Origin of the sequence: Enterobacter cloacae complex sp. IR5384, from assembly GCF_049237265.1 — a bacterium.
GTDB classification, from domain to species: Bacteria; Pseudomonadota; Gammaproteobacteria; order Enterobacterales; family Enterobacteriaceae; genus Enterobacter; species Enterobacter cloacae.
This window is the reverse complement of record NZ_JBMKHJ010000006.1, coordinates 49,601-65,827: the sequence shown is the minus strand read 5'-3', so window position 1 is coordinate 65,827 and position 16,227 is coordinate 49,601. Positions and strand designations below refer to the sequence as shown.

Annotated in this window: 12 protein-coding genes; 1 reads left to right on the top strand and 11 read right to left on the bottom strand. The window is 57.5% G+C overall.

Annotation, left to right across the window (positions count from 1 at the left end; all coding sequences use genetic code 11):
- Positions 1 to 222: 222 nt before the first annotated feature.
- The 9 genes from tssC to ACOTX3_RS07610 all read right to left on the bottom strand — a co-directional run bounded on the left by tssC (position 223) and on the right by ACOTX3_RS07610 (position 11,356).
- On the bottom strand, positions 223 to 1,722 hold the full coding sequence (tssC, locus tag ACOTX3_RS07650; protein WP_013096181.1) for a type VI secretion system contractile sheath large subunit: 1,500 nt from the start codon (positions 1,720 to 1,722) through the stop codon (positions 223 to 225).
- A 3-nt stretch (positions 1,723 to 1,725) separates the two neighbouring features.
- Positions 1,726 to 2,250, bottom strand: coding sequence for a type VI secretion system contractile sheath small subunit (gene tssB / locus ACOTX3_RS07645; protein WP_008502644.1), 525 nt, complete (start codon positions 2,248 to 2,250; stop codon positions 1,726 to 1,728).
- A gap of 75 nt (positions 2,251 to 2,325) precedes the next feature.
- Complete coding sequence (gene tssA, locus ACOTX3_RS07640) at positions 2,326 to 3,342, bottom strand: type VI secretion system protein TssA (protein WP_038419870.1); 1,017 nt, start codon at positions 3,340 to 3,342, stop codon at positions 2,326 to 2,328.
- Between the two features lie 11 nt (positions 3,343 to 3,353).
- Positions 3,354 to 4,070, bottom strand: a complete 717-nt coding sequence (tagF, locus tag ACOTX3_RS07635) for a type VI secretion system-associated protein TagF (RefSeq protein WP_013096179.1) — start codon at positions 4,068 to 4,070, stop codon at positions 3,354 to 3,356.
- 16 nt (positions 4,071 to 4,086) lie between these two features.
- Positions 4,087 to 7,707 (bottom strand): type VI secretion system membrane subunit TssM, encoded by a 3,621-nt coding sequence (tssM, locus tag ACOTX3_RS07630; protein ID WP_058678611.1) that lies wholly within the window; start codon positions 7,705 to 7,707, stop codon positions 4,087 to 4,089.
- 2 nt (positions 7,708 to 7,709) lie between these two features.
- On the bottom strand, positions 7,710 to 8,948 hold the full coding sequence (locus ACOTX3_RS07625; RefSeq protein WP_013096177.1) for a DotU family type VI secretion system protein: 1,239 nt from the start codon (positions 8,946 to 8,948) through the stop codon (positions 7,710 to 7,712).
- A 17-nt stretch (positions 8,949 to 8,965) separates the two neighbouring features.
- Entirely contained in the window at positions 8,966 to 10,309 is a 1,344-nt protein-coding gene (gene tssK / locus ACOTX3_RS07620) for a type VI secretion system baseplate subunit TssK (RefSeq protein ID WP_020690866.1), read from the bottom strand.
- Positions 10,310 to 10,334: 25 nt separating this feature from the next.
- A complete protein-coding gene (gene tssJ / locus ACOTX3_RS07615) occupies positions 10,335 to 10,838 on the bottom strand; it encodes a type VI secretion system lipoprotein TssJ (RefSeq protein WP_013096175.1) in 504 nt (167 codons plus the stop codon).
- Between the two features lie 23 nt (positions 10,839 to 10,861).
- On the bottom strand, positions 10,862 to 11,356 hold the full coding sequence (locus tag ACOTX3_RS07610; protein WP_058678610.1) for a hypothetical protein: 495 nt from the start codon (positions 11,354 to 11,356) through the stop codon (positions 10,862 to 10,864).
- 861 nt (positions 11,357 to 12,217) lie between these two features.
- Between ACOTX3_RS07610 and ACOTX3_RS07605 the strand changes: the two genes are divergently transcribed.
- Positions 12,218 to 14,506, top strand: coding sequence for an FdhF/YdeP family oxidoreductase (locus ACOTX3_RS07605; RefSeq protein ID WP_127869004.1), 2,289 nt, complete (start codon positions 12,218 to 12,220; stop codon positions 14,504 to 14,506).
- Here the strand turns inward: ACOTX3_RS07605 and ACOTX3_RS07600 are convergent.
- Both ACOTX3_RS07600 and ACOTX3_RS07595 read right to left on the bottom strand, forming a co-directional pair.
- Positions 14,472 to 15,263: a phosphate/phosphite/phosphonate ABC transporter substrate-binding protein gene (locus ACOTX3_RS07600; protein ID WP_058678608.1), complete on the bottom strand. Its 792-nt coding sequence runs from the start codon at positions 15,261 to 15,263 to the stop codon at positions 14,472 to 14,474. The genes ACOTX3_RS07605 and ACOTX3_RS07600 overlap by 35 nt on opposite strands.
- Positions 15,256 to 16,227: a fatty acid desaturase gene (locus ACOTX3_RS07595; protein ID WP_058678607.1), complete on the bottom strand. Its 972-nt coding sequence runs from the start codon at positions 16,225 to 16,227 to the stop codon at positions 15,256 to 15,258. Before ACOTX3_RS07595 ends, ACOTX3_RS07600 begins: the two co-directional genes overlap by 8 nt.

The following is a 16,227-nucleotide window of genomic DNA, read 5'->3' as shown; positions in this document are numbered from 1 at the left end:
AATGACCCGTGTCATTTGACAGTCTTACATTCCCTCCCGAATAAAAGGAAAGAATGAGAAGTCTTTTACTACCGAACGTTATTCCGGAACCTCTCAGGACCAGACTTTCTTGCCGGGTGGCGCTTTGCTTACCCGGCCTACGCTGTGCAGCGATATCAATATATTTCACGTTGCATTGTAGGCCCGTGCAAGCGTAGCGCCGCCGGGCGAAACTCACAAAAATTACGCGTCTTTCGTTTTCAGCGATGGCAGTTTAGATACCAGACGCAGAGAAACGGTCAGACCTTCCAGCTGGTAGTGCGGACGCAGGAAGAACTTCGCGGCGTAGTAGCCTGGGTTGTCTTCAATCTCCTGCACCTGGACTTCTGCAGCGGCCAGTGGCTTGCGGGACTTGGTCTCCTGAGAGGAGTTGGCCGGGTCACCGTCCACGTAGTTCATGACCCAGTCGTTCAGCCAGCGTTCCATCTCTTCGCGCTCGCGGAAGGAGCCGATTTTGTCACGCACGATGCACTTCAGGTAATGCGCAAAGCGGCAGCAGGCGAACAGGTACGGCAGACGGGAGGCCAGACGCGCGTTGGCTGTGGCATCCGGGTCGTGGTACTCGGCCGGTTTTTGCAGCGACTGCGCGCCAATGAAGGCAGCAAAGTCGGAGTTTTTGCGGTGAACCAGCGGCATAAAGCCGTTTTTCGCCAGCTCGGCTTCGCGACGGTCGCTGATGGCGATCTCGGTCGGACATTTCATGTCCACGCCGCCGTCGTCGCTCGGGAAGGTATGGCACGGCAGGTTTTCAACCGCCCCGCCGGACTCCACGCCGCGAATTGAGGTGCACCAGCCGTACTCTTTGAAGGAGCGGTTGATGTTGGCCGCCATCGCGTAAGCGGCATTCGCCCAGGCGTAGCTGTTGTGGTTCGCGCCGTCGGTCTGCTCTTCAAAGTCAAAGCTGTCGACCGGGTTAGTACGAATGCCGTAAGGCAGGCGCGACAGGAAGCGCGGCATCACCAGGCCCAGATAGCGGGCATCTTCCGATTCACGCAGTGAACGCCAGGCGGCGTATTCGGTGTTCTGGAAGATTTTGGTCAGATCGCGTGGGTTAGCCAGCTCCTGCCAGGACTCCATCTGCATCACGCCCGGTGCGGTACCGGTGATGAACGGACAGTGAGCCGCAGAGCCGATACGCGCCATTTCACCCAGCAGTTCAACGTCCTGCGGGCTGTGGTCAAAGTAGTAGTCGCCGACGATGCAGCCAAACGGCTCACCACCAAACTGACCGTACTCCTGCTCGTAGATTTTCTTGAAGATCGGGCTCTGATCCCAGCCCACACCCTTATAGCGTTTCAGGGTACGACCCAGCTCCTGCTTGGAGATGCTCATAAAGCGGATCTTCAGCATCTCGTCGGTTTCAGTGTTGTTCACAAGATAGCTCAGACCGCGCCAGGCGCTCTCCAGCTTCTGAAACTCTTCGTGGTGAATGATCTGATTCACCTGCTGAGAGAGCTGTTCGTCGATACCCGCAATCAGGTTCTGGATGGTGCGATAGGTGTCGTTGGAGAAGGTAACGGTGTTTTCCAGCGCCTGCTGCGCCAGAGTTTTTACCGCGCTCTCGACGGCGGAACGCGCCTGGTCAGTTTTAGGACGGAACTCTTTGTTCAGCAGTGCGCTGAACTCGTCCTGACTGAACGCCTGACCTGCCTGCTGCTCGTGTTGTTGAGTCTGGTTGCTCATCGATTACTCCTCGCTACCTTTCGCACTTTCGTCATTTTTCGGCAACTGGCTCAGGGATTTGAGCAGCGTCGGATCCTGCAGAATTTTGGCGATCAGCTCTTCCGCGCCGTTTTTACCGTCCATGTAGGTCAGCAGATTGGAAAGCTGAGTACGCGCTTCCAGCAGCTTGTTCAGTGGCTCAACCTTGCGTGCCACCGCATCCGGCAGGAAGTCGTCCATGCTGTCGAAGGTCAGATCGACGTTGAGCTTGCCTTCGCCGGTGAGGGTGTTATCCACCTGGAACGCCACGCGTGGCTTAAGCGCCTTCATGCGTTCGTCAAAGTTATCAATGTCGATTTCGAGGAATTTACGCTCATCGACGGCCGGCAGATTTTCCACCGGTTTGCCGACCAGATCGGCCATAACGCCCATCACGAACGGCAGCTGAATTTTACGTTCTGCACCGTAGATCTCTACGTCGTACTCGATCTGCACGCGGGGGGCACGGTTACGTGCGATAAATTTCTGCCCACTGTTACTCATTGCCATGATGTTCTCCATCAAAGATGCGCGGTGAAGGTGAAACGACAAGCTCCGTGCCCGTCGTCATAATGCCTGGACGCGTCATTCGCGGCGTCCAAAGATATTTTCCAGTTGGTTAACGCCGTCTGGCGCCAGGTCGCGAATAATGTCCATAAAGTTAAGTTCTGACAGCCGCTGCACCCGTTCAATCATCAGCGGTGCGGGGTGGCTCGGTTCGTACTGCGCAAAATACTGTTTCGCTTTCTCCAGCATCAGCTGGGCGTCGGCGCGACTGGTAACCTGCACGCTGCGCCAGTCGGTGACCTGCTGCACGGGTTGGGTGGCCACCATCTGCGGTTCAGCGTGGTGTTCCGCCTGCGCATCCCGATTGGGCAGCAGCTTGCTGATGTCGGTCACCTGACAGGCACTGGCAACCAGGCCCACGGTTTTCAGCAACTGCTCCATTTCCGGTACGCCGCTTTCACCAAGGTAACCGCTAAGCAGATCGCGAATGGCCAGCAGCCTTTCATTAATCAGGATGACGGCCTCTGTACCTGGCTGGTCGCCGCGCGCCAGTTCGTCAATCAGTCTTGGGCGGCCGCCGGGATAATCCGGGCATTCGGTTTTGCTGCCATCCAGCAATGCCTGCGCGTCACGCAGCGAAATTTCATCGCCGTTTGAGCGCAGCAGCGAGGCGTTTCGCAGCGCGACGGTCAGGTCAGATTTATCGCTCAGCGCGGCAAGGGCGTTAATGCGATAGAACGGGTCCGTTTCGCCATACTCCTCCAGCAGTGGATAGAGCGGCTCCCAGTAGCGGGTGATCGCCTCCTGCACCAGCAGCAGACCGTCCGCGTAGCCCGGCAGCCCACGACGTCGGGTCCAGGCATGGGTTAACGCCAGCATGACGCGAAGATCTTTGGTGCGCCCCAGCAGGCTGGTGGCGAGCTTTTCTACCGTATTCCAGTCAGCGGGCTCGGCGGGAATGATCGTGTCGCCGAACTGCTGTTCCGCTTTACCCTGGCTTGCCTGTCCCATAGCCTGAAAATCGGCGTCGTACTCAAGGTTGTCGCCGCAGGGTTTTTCGGGGCTTATCGGCGCGAGAAATTCTTCGATATTCATGTGATCCCTGCTTATTCAAACATAGGCGGATAAAGACCGTGACGGCCTGGTCGGGCGCCGCCAGCCGGATCGAACAGCAGCGTAAAGAGCTGCCCGGTGAAGTTTCCGCTGTGGACGTGGGTGTAGAGCGGGTAGCCGTCGCAGCGGTTGGTCCACCAGTAGCTGGTCTGACGAAGCGGGTCAAAACACTCCGCCGCCTGAGGCCAGCCCAGCGTGCTCTGTCCGTCTTCGTCATAACCAATCACATCAAGGATGTCGGAACGCTTTTGCGGCTCGACGGGCTGCGGCGCCGGAATTGACATCAGCATCTCATCCAGCTGCGAGGCGGAAAAACTGTTGCGCACCGCATGCAGCCCGAGACGGCCAATCTGCTGATACCAGCTTTCAGCCTGGCTGAGCAGGTTGGTCGACCACTCTGACGGGGCGAAGCTCAGTTGAATGCAGATCGGGTACTGTCGGCCCACGCTGTCGCGGCCCGGCAGCAGGCAGCCCATCTGGATCATCTGGCTGCCCAGCATCGGCGGGACAACAAAGTTCCACACCGGCGCCTTGTTAAACTGGCGTTCGCCGCTGCGCTGCTCTTCCTGTTGCCAGGCCAGCAGGCCGACCTGAAACCAGTGTGACCACTGACGCTGTAGGGTGTCAGGAAAGCGACGCTGCAAAAAATCTCCGGCGCTGGGTAATTTGCCATACCAGCTGTAGCGGTTCATCGCAGGGGTATTCGTCATACGGCTGTCCTTGCGGTTATGGGCATGAGAAACGAGGAAGCTGGAACGGATTGCGAATGCTGTTCGGCGCAAACTCCAGCGTGACCTGATGGCCATCGACGTTGAACGTGGCCTGACGGCTCAGACTACCTGCCCCAGGGCTGGTGCGCGCTTTATCGAAGAAGCGGTTCAGGGCCCAGGCGCCGTTGGTTACCAGCGTCGCGGTGCTGCCGTTGGCCAGACCCAGCTGCATACGCACCTGGTTGGTGCCGCCCGGCCCTGGCCAGTTCATGATCTGCACCGCCTGTGGACCGTGGCTGTAACGCAGCAGTTGGCCGTCAACGTCCAGCGTCAGGTTAAGAATGGTGTTATCCATCCGCACGGTACGCACCGTCACCTTGAAAGAGGGGGTCGTCGCACCGTTAGCAAAGAAGGCATCGCGAATGGACTGGGCCTGCTGGAACGGTCGCAGCAGTCCTTCACTTCCCGGCAGCGTTTTACCGTCGATCCCCGGCATAAAGCGCCAGTTCGCCTGAGTGGTATCCACTTTGTTGGTCAGGTTGTCGCGAAAGAAGGTATCCATCAGCCCGGTACCCGGCGCAAACATGCGTGCCAGATCGTCCGGCGTCACCTCGGTGCTGGCGCTGCGCACCAGCGGGTAGCGACCGGCAATTGCCTGACGGCAGAAACCACCCACTTCGACGTTAATGCGCTTACGGACGTTTTCCAGATCGCGACGCTGGGTATCACTGCTGGCCCCCACCGCCATGTTGCTGAACATGGTTTGCAGCCCGCCCGGCAGACGCCCGGCGCTGGCCTGCAGACGGCTGATTGCTTCACCACCCGGGGCTGGCATGCCGCTGTTGGCAGCGTCCTGCACCGCGGTCAGATAACGATACAGCTCATCCACCTGCTTGAGGAAATCATCAAAGACGATGGTCTTGCCGCCCTTCTCCAGCGGCTGAGCCAGCTCGATCATTGGCGCGTAATGGTCGGTCACCAGCTGTTCAGGTGCCTGCGTCACTACTGCCCCCTGCGTCGGAGCATTGTCGTTATTGCTGAACAGCGCTTCGAGCGTACGGGTGGCGCGGTTACTCTGGTCTTGCGCTTTCCCCGCGTCCTCCGGCGCTGGCGCGTTGCGCGACAGCGTCAGCACCTGGCTCAGGTTCTGCACCAGACGGCGCAGCGGCGAGTTTGCGCCGGAGAGCAGGCGCGCCGTGTTGATGCGCTGCGAGAGATCGGCGCTGTTGTTAAGCTGAATGTCAGCGAGGAAACGATCCCAGTTAGCGATAAAGTCGCGCATGTAGAGCTGACGCACGGCGTTATCGATCTGCTGCTTGTCTTCCCCGGAGGTGGTCGCGCCCAGCACCCAGGCATCATCTTCGTGCAGCGCCGTGGTCACGCTGTCAATCTGGCTGTTAAAGCTCTTCCAGTAGCCGTCCGGGGTGTAGAGCCCCGGCACGCCTTCGCTCACCGGTTTGCCGCTTTTGCGGGAGAACACCAGTTCGCTCTGCGGGCCACCCAGGTCGGACAGGGAGACCGGCTTCAGGTTTTCGTCATGCTCCAGCAGACGCTTCAGACGCCCATACACGCGGGTGGAGAGCGGCTGCTGGTTGATGAGTGCCCTCTCGCGAGCCACCAGCGCTTCGTCCTGAGCATACGGCGAGGCCTGAATTTTTGGCTCCAGCAGCTGCGTCAGGTGCCACTCCAGCTGTTGCAGCTGCGCCTGCGTCACGTTCTGCGGCAGATTAAGCTGCAAATTGAGCATCACCCAGGAATGCAGGAATTTGCCGTCGTAGTGTTTAGGCTGATACAGCATCTGGTAGGCTTTCAGCGCCTCGTAGCTGTATTCCACGTCGCTGCCGTTGTCGTTGCGCAGCCAGGTGGTGATATGCATCGCCACGGCGGGCAGCAGCATCTGATCCAGCGCTTTCTGATACAGCGACTGGGAAGCATCGCTGACGTCATCCCCGCGATAGAGCCCCATACGGCGGGAGACCGGCGGGTCGTTGACATCGAAGGCCTCGCTTTTCGGCAGATCGACCAGGCTGTTCAGCAGCGGCAGGAGCGCGAACAGATCGCGCTGGGGCTGATTCTGTAACGCTTTACTCTGCTGCTCCAGCTGCGGGACTTTAGCGTCCACCTCTTCCAGATAGGCCTTATTTTTGGCATAGCTGGTCAGCCACAATCCGCCGAGGATCACCAGCAGCGCCAGCAGCGCCGCGTATCCGGACCAGATCACCGCGCGGTTGCGCAGTTCCCACCAGCGGTTTTCACCGGCAATACCGGCTTCCTGGAAAATGACGTTTTGCAGCAGGTTTTTAATGAAGAAGCTCTGCCCTTTTGCACCAGGGATAGGCGCCTCTTTACTGACCGAATCCCACTTCTCTGCCTCTGCCCCTTCCGGCAGTGACAGGGCGCGGTTCAGTTCACCCATGACGCGGTCGAACGGCATGCCTTCCTGGGTGCCGCTGGCGAAGTATATTCCGCGTGGGGAGAACTCGGTCTCAAAGTTAGAGCGGGCAAAGACCGTGCTCAGGTAGTCAGCCAGCAGCGGGCGCAGCGCCGCGAACTCCTGCGGGAAGAGATACGCTTCGGCACGGGTTTTGGCGTCATGCTCTTTCAGCATGGTCTCCGGCAGCCCGGCGTCCAGACGCTGCTGCAACAGCGAGAACTCCTGGTGGAAGTTCCCCATCAAGTCGAAATCGGCGTGTTTGGTCTGTTCCCACGGCAGCGTGAAGCCCCAAATCTGGTCGCGCTGCGCTTTGTCGTAGTCAGCAAACCAGGCGCGGAAGCCTTTAAGCAGGTCCGCCTTGGTCACCATCACGTAAACCGGGAAGCGGATACCCAGCTGTTCATGCAGCTCAGACAGCCGCTGGCGCAGGTTGACCGCCTGCTGGCGCGCCGCCTCCGGCGAGAGCGTCAGCAGATCGGAAATGCTGATGGTGATAATGACGCCGTTAATAGGCTGGCGGCGGCGATACTTACGCAGCAGGCCGATAAATTCCAGCCACTCCCCGGCATCCTGAACCTGCTCGCTCTCCTGAGTGGTGTAGCGGCCCGCAGTGTCCAGCAGGACGGCTTCGTTAGTGAACCACCAGTCGCAGTTGCGGGTGCCGCCAATGCCGCGCAGAGCGGTTTTACCGAATCGATCCGCCAGCGGGAATTGCAGGCCGGAATTGACCAGCGCCGTGGTTTTACCGGCGCCCGGTGCGCCGATAATGACGTACCACGGCAGCTGGTAGAGATATTGCGTACTGAAGCGCTGCGTCCACTGGGCACCGTGTCCCGCTTTGCTGAAGTGGGCTTTCTTCAGCATTTGCGCCGCTTCATCAAAACGTCCGGCGAGGATCTGCTCCTCGCTGTTCAGCCGCTTCTGGGGATCGGCCGCGTCCGGTTTGGCGGTGTTTTCATTAAGCTTGTCCATCAGCTTGCGGTTCAGCCAGGCGTTGTACAGCCGCGGCAGAATATGCCCCTGCGCCCAGAGCAGATAAACCACCGCAATACTGATGATGCGGTTTTGTTCAGATTCGAGCGGGCGGGTATCCACGATGGATAACAGCGGACCAATCATCCAGATCACCGCCGACAGCGCGGTAACGCCCAGGAAGCTCCACAGAATGCGATTGGTCAGTATGGAAAGAAGAGTCGTCAGCATCCTTAGTTTCCTTGCGGCAATCCGTTCAGCTCAGCCTGCGTATTTTCAGGCGACACCAGCAGAGTTATTTCCACACGGCGGTTACGGGCGCGGTTTTCAGGCGTATTGTTTGGCGCCACAGGATTGATCTCTCCCCGCCCTTCCGCTTTCACGCGGTCAGGCTGCGAGAGGCTTCCCTGCAACATTTTTTGCACGGACCGGGCGCGATCCAAAGAGAGTTCATAGTTGGAGGCGAAGCGCGCGCTGCGAATTGGCACGTTATCGCTGTAGCCCACCACCAGAATTTTGCCGCTGACGTTGTTCATCGCCTGGGCAATCCGGTTGATGACCGGCTCATAGCGGTCACGCACTACGGTAGAGGCTGAAGCGAACAGCCCGTCTCCTTTCAGGATCACCACGCTGCGATCCGCTTCATCCTTCACCGCCACCAGACCGGCGTCGATTTCCGGCTTCAGGAAGCCACGCAGGTTGAGCACCGCAGGCAGTTGACGCGCAGGTTGCTGAATGGTGGTTTCAGGCAACTGAGACTGGTAAATCTTCGCCAGTACCGGGTTGGTGTTGTCGCCAAGACGCCAGTTGAGAATGATGTAGAACAGGCAGGCGATAAACCCGGCCAGCGCGACACAGGCCCACAGCGGCACCATCGGCCGCCACAGCTTGCGCAGCACGGGACGATCTTCCGGGTGTGGAGAGAGCGGTGCCGGATAGCTGCCGCGCACGCCACGGATCATCTGCCACAGCCGCTGCTTGATGGTTTCCAGCTGGGTGCGGCCATTATCCAGAACCCGATAGCGCCCTTCGAAACCGAGCAGCAGGCAGTAGTTGATCATCTCCAGCAGGAGGATATGTTCACGCGGGTTCTGCGACAGACGCGCCAGCAGCTGGAAGAACTTTTCGCCGCCCCAGGTTTCGTTATGAAACGTGACCAGCAGACCATTGCTTGACCAGACACCGCTGCTGCCCCAGGGGGTCAGCGCCGCGGCTTCATCCAGCGCCGTACAGAGGCAATAGCGCGCCCCGACGATCACCTCATACGCCAGCCCTGCCTGCTGGCAGCGGACTTCAAAACGGCGAATCTCGTCGATCAGACGCTGGCGCAGTGCCACCTGATCGTCATGAGACACCGAATGACGGATTTGCGGAATCGCGTTGAGCAGCGGATTAGCGGCCGCCACCAGCTGATTGTTGCTACTGGCTCCGGTAAACGCGGCATCACTGCCGGTATCCTGTCGTTCCTGCATATTAAGCGCTCGCTTTATTATTCAGTCGGGCTACGGATGGCCCAAAACTCCATATCAAGACCCGGGAACTCCCCTGCGAGATGCAGGGCGAATGCACCGGACTTATCCATCTCGTGCCACAGCTCGCTGCCCTTCTCCAGCTCAAAGTAGCTGTAGCCCGCATGCCATGGGATTTGCGGCGGCGCAACCGGCATGGCGCGCAGCATGATGCCCGGCAGCTGTAACTGAACCAGATCGCGGATTTTCGACACCGGCGCGACTTTCATCTGGGCAGGGAAATGGGTTTGCAGGTGTTCGCCCGGCACGTTGGCTTTGACCGCCAGGACGAAGCCGAACTCGCGCACCATGCTGGTCTCCGGCACCGTGGCGATGTTCAGGCCATGGGAGCGCTCGTTCAGCGGCAGCTGAATGGCCTGATCTTCCATCACCAGCGACAACCCCTGACGCAGCATCAGCATCAGCTTGCTGAAGCATCCCGCAAGGTCGTCGTGATCGTAAATCGGCAGCACGCTTTCGGCGGTGCGTTGCGAGGTCCAGGTGGCAAGCTCCGTGGCAAACGGCAGCCAGCTGCGCCAGAGCGTTTCCGGGTGCAGCAGCGGGAGCGTTTTTAAATGGGAGACTTCGCCCAGTTGACGGTTAACCAGCGACAGCAGCGTAAATTCGATCAGCTCTGAGGTGTTAAAGCGGCCAGGCTGGCGCAAACGCCCCCCAATTTGCTGGCTGCGCTGCACCAGCAAGCCGTGGAGATCGTTGACCATGCTGTAGAGTTGCGGGCTGTTGCAGGCGTTCAGCATCGGCGGAATGTAGCTGCTATCCAGACGCACATGGTTGTCGTTGCGCTTTTCCGCGACAAACGCGATGCCAATCGCCGTCCATTCGGCCGTCAGATCTTTTTCCAGCATCAGGGTCAGACGTAAACGGCCAAACTGCACCGTGGCATCCCCCACCGACATGGCGTTATCGTCTTCCACCTCCTGCTCGAAGGCGATGAAACGCGCCAGTGACGCGGGCTCTTCGCTGAAAATAACCTCTTCACGCTCTCCCCTACGTACCGGCAGCGCGAGCACCACCTTTTCGTTGGTGAGATTGTCAGGAATTTTCAGCGGGGCCGGGCCATTGCGCCCGTTACGAACCTGGAAAAACGTACCGTCGGGTAGCACGCCGCTGGCGTAGCTCAGGGCAATGCAGCCCTGGCGAAGCATCGCTTCGTCCAGTTCAACATCGAGGAAGCCCCAAAGATACGATCGCTGCAGCGCACCCCATTCCCGAACGTGGTTGAGCAGATAACTTTCTGTCCGTTGAAAATGGTGTGGACGCAGGAACATGCCTTCGGTCCAGACGACCTTCTCTGCTTTGGTCATGATAGGTTTCCTGTTTTTAAGCGCGTTACTGGCTGATGACCCGGATGCCATTTATGTCGAGAAAGACATTGGCCTGGAGTTCATCGGATGACCATTTCCAGAACTGGTAGAGATGGTTTTCGCCCGGAACAGGCAGTGGGAGTGAGACACGCCATTTCTTTCCATCCAGCATCTGATATTCGGCCATAACACCGATATAGCGCGCCTCGGGTGAGCTTTGTCCGCTAAGGGTTTTCGAAAGCTGGCCCGGCATCAGGAAGAAAACATCGCTGTTCAGCAGATTCGCGCCAAGCGTGGCTGACGCGTTGTTCTGCAGGGAATAGAAGTCACTGGACATGAAATCCGCATCGGACTTCAACAGCAGCACTCTGACTTTAAGCGGCGCAGAATCATTGATTTGTGGATGAGCCTGAAACTGCAGATTGTAGCGGGAGGGGTCGCTGTGTGAAGACGACGAACAACCACTGACCAGGGCGAATATCACCGCGTAAAAGACGAACCACAGCTTATGAAAATTTTTATTATTCATAAAAATACGCTCAGAAAAGCCGTTTAGTTCAGGATCCAGGTACCGTTAGCGCTGTCTTTGCAGGCTTTGCTGTTACCATCGACATCGACACAGGTCGCTTTTTTACGCGCCTTAGGACGAATAGCCTGTTTACGCACGGTGGCTTCGTACTGATCGGCTTTGATTACCGCACGCATTGGAACGTAACCAATCAGCTGGTCTTGTCCTTCATCGGCAAGCGCCATCCAGTAGTGTTCAACCTGCCCCAGCACCACGTAGGTTTTACCGGTGACAAGCGTACTGACCACTTTCCCACCGAAATCAGGGCGGCTCATCAGGGAGGCCGGATACATGGCACGGTATGGCTCGTTAACCTGAGTGAATTCAGCAGGAGGCGTGATGGCATGACGGTGGGTTAAGGTGACGCCGTTGACCTGGCTGGTCACGATCGTATCGTCGGTGACCACAGGTTTCTGCGGCGCTTTACAGCCCGCCACCGCCATTACAAACAGAAGTGAAAACAATACGCGCATTTTCATATGCTTTTCCGTAGCGATATTTCGATGATGAGATAAAGGGGATGAAGTTTGACTTAAGTGCTATCGTTAAAATAGCCAGGATATTTTCGGGGCGTTACTATTATTCGGGCATAGCTACCGCACGAGCCCTTCAGAATAAGGCCCAGCGTCTTCCTGACATATTTTGACAAACGGTAAACAAGTTTACATGAGCTTGTCACCAATTCAATATTTCCTTCCTCACAACTGCTGCTTAATGAAGCACCCGACTCATTATAGGATTAATCTGAGAAAAAAACTTACTTTGCTGAATTTGTCTTATTATTATGCGTTCCTCTAACGCAAACCATTGATTCAGAAATGAAAAAATCAAAAGAGAACCATTGTCATTAACGCAATACTGCTATTATCGCCACTACCATAATTAGTAGAATAGGGATTTTTTCAGGGAGAGTATGAATATATCTTCCATGAATTATTTGTTGCATTGATAGCGTATCTTTAATAGCGATGACTTTTCCGCCCTGAATTAAGACAATTCATAGACGATGAAAAAAATTAATTTTACGGCGCAAAATAACCAGGTGCCTTTAATCCCTTAGAGGCACGATTTACACCGCCCGCAGTGAATTAACAGTTAAGCAGGACTACATCTTTATTCCCCGGCGCATTGTTCACTTTATCGCCTTCAGCATCGTCGGGTAAATATATTGCAGGTTCCCCTGCCCGCCTTTTCATTTGAAATTTTACTGTCACTAACATTGTCGCATTCACGCCCCCCTTGTCAGGACACATTATCGACATGATAAAAATTTGTTATGATTTCTTTAATTTTTCTCAGCCGCATCATGCACGACCGGCGGTCTAACAGGGTAATCTGGAATGAATAACAAACGACGTGCCGTTCCCGGCATCAGACCTTACGACGGCCCTGCAGGCGGCTGGGGAGCATTAAAAGCGACGGCAATTGCCGTGCGAACACAGATGGATGCCCTGGATGCTCCCGCCACGCTGTTGCGCACCAACCAGCCTGACGGCTTCGACTGCCCGGGCTGCGCGTGGCCAGACAAAGAGCATAAATCCACATTTCAGTTCTGCGAGAACGGGGCAAAAGCGGTCACCTGGGAAGCCACCAGCAAACGGGTGACCCCTGAGTTCCTCGCTCATAACACCGTTACGTCGTTACTGGCAAAATCTGACTTTGAGCTGGAAGGATACGGGCGCCTGACCCATCCCCTGCGCTATGACCGGGCAAGTGACACCTTCCGCCCCGTTGAGTGGGAGGATGCCTTCGAACGCATCGGCGAGGTTCTGCGTGGGCTTGAACCAGACCAGGTGGAGTTTTATACCTCTGGCCGCGCCTCCAACGAAGCGGCCTGGCTGTTCCAGCTTTTTGCCCGTGAGTACGGAACCAATAATTTTCCCGACTGCTCCAACATGTGTCACGAAGCCACCAGCGTCGGTTTACCGCGCTCTATTGGTATCGGGAAAGGCACCGTCTCGCTGGACGATTTTGACAAGACGAAGCTGGTTATCTCCATCGGGCATAATCCCGGCACCAACCATCCGCGTATGATGGGCACCCTGCATGAACTGGCTCGCCGCGGCGTGCCGATCATCGTCCTGAACCCGCTGCGCGAGCGCGCGCTGGAACGGTTTGCCGATCCGCAGAGCGTGATTGAGATGGCGACCTACAGCTCTACCGACATCGCCTCTACCTACTTTCAGGTTAAAGCCGGTGGCGATGCCGCCGCGCTAAAAGGCATCGCCAAACACCTGCTGCAAATGGAAGCCGGGCGCGGCAACGTGCTCGACCACGCGTTTATCACCGAACACACACAGGGCTTTGAAGACTTTGCGGCAGACATTGCGCAAACGAGCTGGGACGCCATTGAGCGCGAGTCCGGGCTGAGCCAGGCGGCGCTGAAACAGGTTGCTGATGCCTACGCGAAATCGAATGCCACCATCATTACCTACGGCATGGGCATTACGCAGCATAATAAAGGGACTTCCAACGTCCGCCTGATCGCCGATGTGCTGCTGCTGCGCGGCAATATAGGCAAGCCCGGTGCGGGGATCTGTCCGCTGCGCGGCCACTCTAACGTTCAGGGAAACCGTACCGTCGGGATAAGCGAGAAACCAACCCCGGCATTTCTGAACCGTCTTAAGGAGGTGTTTGGCTTTGAGCCGCCCTCTCACCATGGCCATGACGCAGTGCAGGCAACCCAGGCCATGATTGACGGTCGTGCCAGAGCGCTTATCTGCCTCGGCGGCAACTTTGCGGTGGCGATGCCCGATCACGAAAACGGCTTCCCGGCGATGAGTAAGCTGGATCTGAGCGTGCACGTTGGCACCAAGCTGAACCGTACGCACCTGCTGGTGGGTAAAGAGACCTTCATTTTACCCTGCCTTGGCCGCACGGAACTGGATATGCAGGCCAGCGGACGTCAGTCCATTACCGTTGAAGATTCTATGTCGATGGTTCATGCCTCCTCAGGCAAGCTGAAACCCGCCTCTCCTCTGCTTCGCGCCGAACCGGCTATTGTGGCCGGCATGGCGAAAGCAACCCTGAAGACAACCCGCGTGGACTGGATGCACCTGGTTGCGGATTACGATCGCATTCGCGATCTGATTGAGCAGACCATTCCGGGCTTTGAGGACTATAACGCGCGGATCCGGGTACCCGGTGGATTCCGTATGCCGCTGCCGCCCACGAAACGTATCTGGCCGACGGCGACGGGCAAAGCGATGTTCTCGGTATTCGAAGGGGTCAATGAGGATGCCAGCGGTGAAGGCGATAACGTCCTGCGTCTGATCACGCTGCGCAGTCACGACCAGTACAACACCACGATTTACGCTCTCGACGACCGCTACCGGGGCGTCTTTGGCCGTCGCGACGTGCTGTTTATGAATGAAGCGGATATGGCGCAGTCAGGACTGGAGCACGGCGATCGGGTGGATATCGAAACCGCCCTGCCAGGCAGCGCTCAGCGTCTGGAGGATATCACTGTGGTGGCATATGCCATCGCCCCGGGCTCGGTCGGGGCCTACTATCCTGAGGCTAACGTGCTGGTTCCGCTCGACTATCTGGATAAAGAGAGCGGCACGCCGTCGTATAAATCGGTGCCCGTCCGCCTCACCCTGCGCTCGAAAGAGATCCGTCCGCTGTAATCCCGGTTAACACAGACCAGGCCTCACGCGCCACGACGCTAAACCCGCCGATAAACAGCGCATCACACACGCCCCGGTATTCCGGGGCGCTCACCAGCGTGGTTAGCGCATCACGGATGGCATGAAGCGTTTCGGGTGCGGTGCCGGACGCAGTGATCAGCGGCAGTCCTGGCGTGAGGGGCGTCTGGTCAATCACAGTTAGCTCCGCCAGCAGGGTCGGTTCATGCCGCTGCAACAGCGCATACGTCACGCAGTCGATCGCCGCGATATCCCCTCCCCCACGTTTTACCTCGATCAGCGACTGGCGATGGCTGCCGCTAAAGATAACCTCTGAGAACCAGGCGTTTAACGCACGTGACGGCACGCGTTTGCGCAGCGCATTGTAGCCAGACTGGGAATCGGGCGCGTTACATACCACCCGCCGTCCGCGAAAATCAGCCAGCGTGCGGTGTTTATCCTCATCACGTACCACCAGAAAACTGCAGTAATTTATCCCTTCGCAGCCCGGTACCCGGTATTGAAAACAGCCGACGACCTGCACCTCCGGCAGTTGTGTCATCAGCGGGTAGCCGCAGGTCTGGCTCAGGATAAGATTAGGCTGCTGCCAGTGTGCCAGCAGATCAGGCTCAGGCCTGCCGGGAATAAGCTCCTCCACCGGCAGACCACGCGCCACCAGCAGACGCTGGACGGCCCGCCACAGGGCAAGAGTATCGGTACTATCCACCGCATACATCGGAAACGCCAGCCGGTTACTCATGTCCTTCCTCCTGTTGACGCCTTGGATGTACGGTGACGTCCACCGACGTTTTCCAGAACCGTCGCATCCATTCGCCATACCCTCTCACCAGAAACCCGTGGTTACGCTCCCGGTACGCCTGCTGGTTTTGCAGATAGATCGTCTTCAGCCCGTACCAGGGCACGCCGGGTAAATCGTGATGTATTGAATGGTAGTAAAGATTTAAAAACAGCACGCGCCAGAACAAGCCTGCTTCGTTAATCACCGAACGCGCCAGCGGGTCGTCCGCCGCGCGATGTTCGAGAAAAGAGCGTACTTTTGTCAGCGTCAGCGCCGGGTAGCTTACCGCCAGCACAAACCAGAGCGGAGAGAAACCGTTGTGCATCATCCAGGTAAAAAGCAGCGCCAATAACGCTATATGCACAAGCCACATCACCATCGCCCGCAGTTGAAGATGGCGAAACGCCGCCACCGCGCTGCCCAGCGTCTGGAGAATATCCAGCAGCGGCGCCAGCAACAGTCGCCCGGTAAAGGTGTTTCGGGCGTGGATCACCCGCTTCTGCCAGGGCGACAATCGCGCCCAGCTCGCCTGCGTAAAGTAGTATGACTCCGGGTCATCCACCGGAATGGTGAGATGGTCGTGACGATGGTGGGCCAGATGAGAATCCCGGTACAGGCCATACGGATACCAGACCGCCAGCGGCAGCGTGCCAAAGAGCTGGTTCAGCCACACGAAACGCGTGGGATGGCCGTGGATCAATTCATGCTGAAGGGACATATACCAGGCGGTAAACCCAATCAGCAACAGCGTGGCAGGCAGCAGACCGAGGGTGTGCCAGAACGCCAGCGTCGAGAACCAGCCGCCATAAATGGTGGCGATCAACAGCCACGTGGGCAGTTCGGTTCGCCAGAGAAACCCCGAGGCGAGATGGTGAATTTGGTCGCGTTGCTGCGGATGTAAATAGAGGGAGCTTCGTTTACCCAT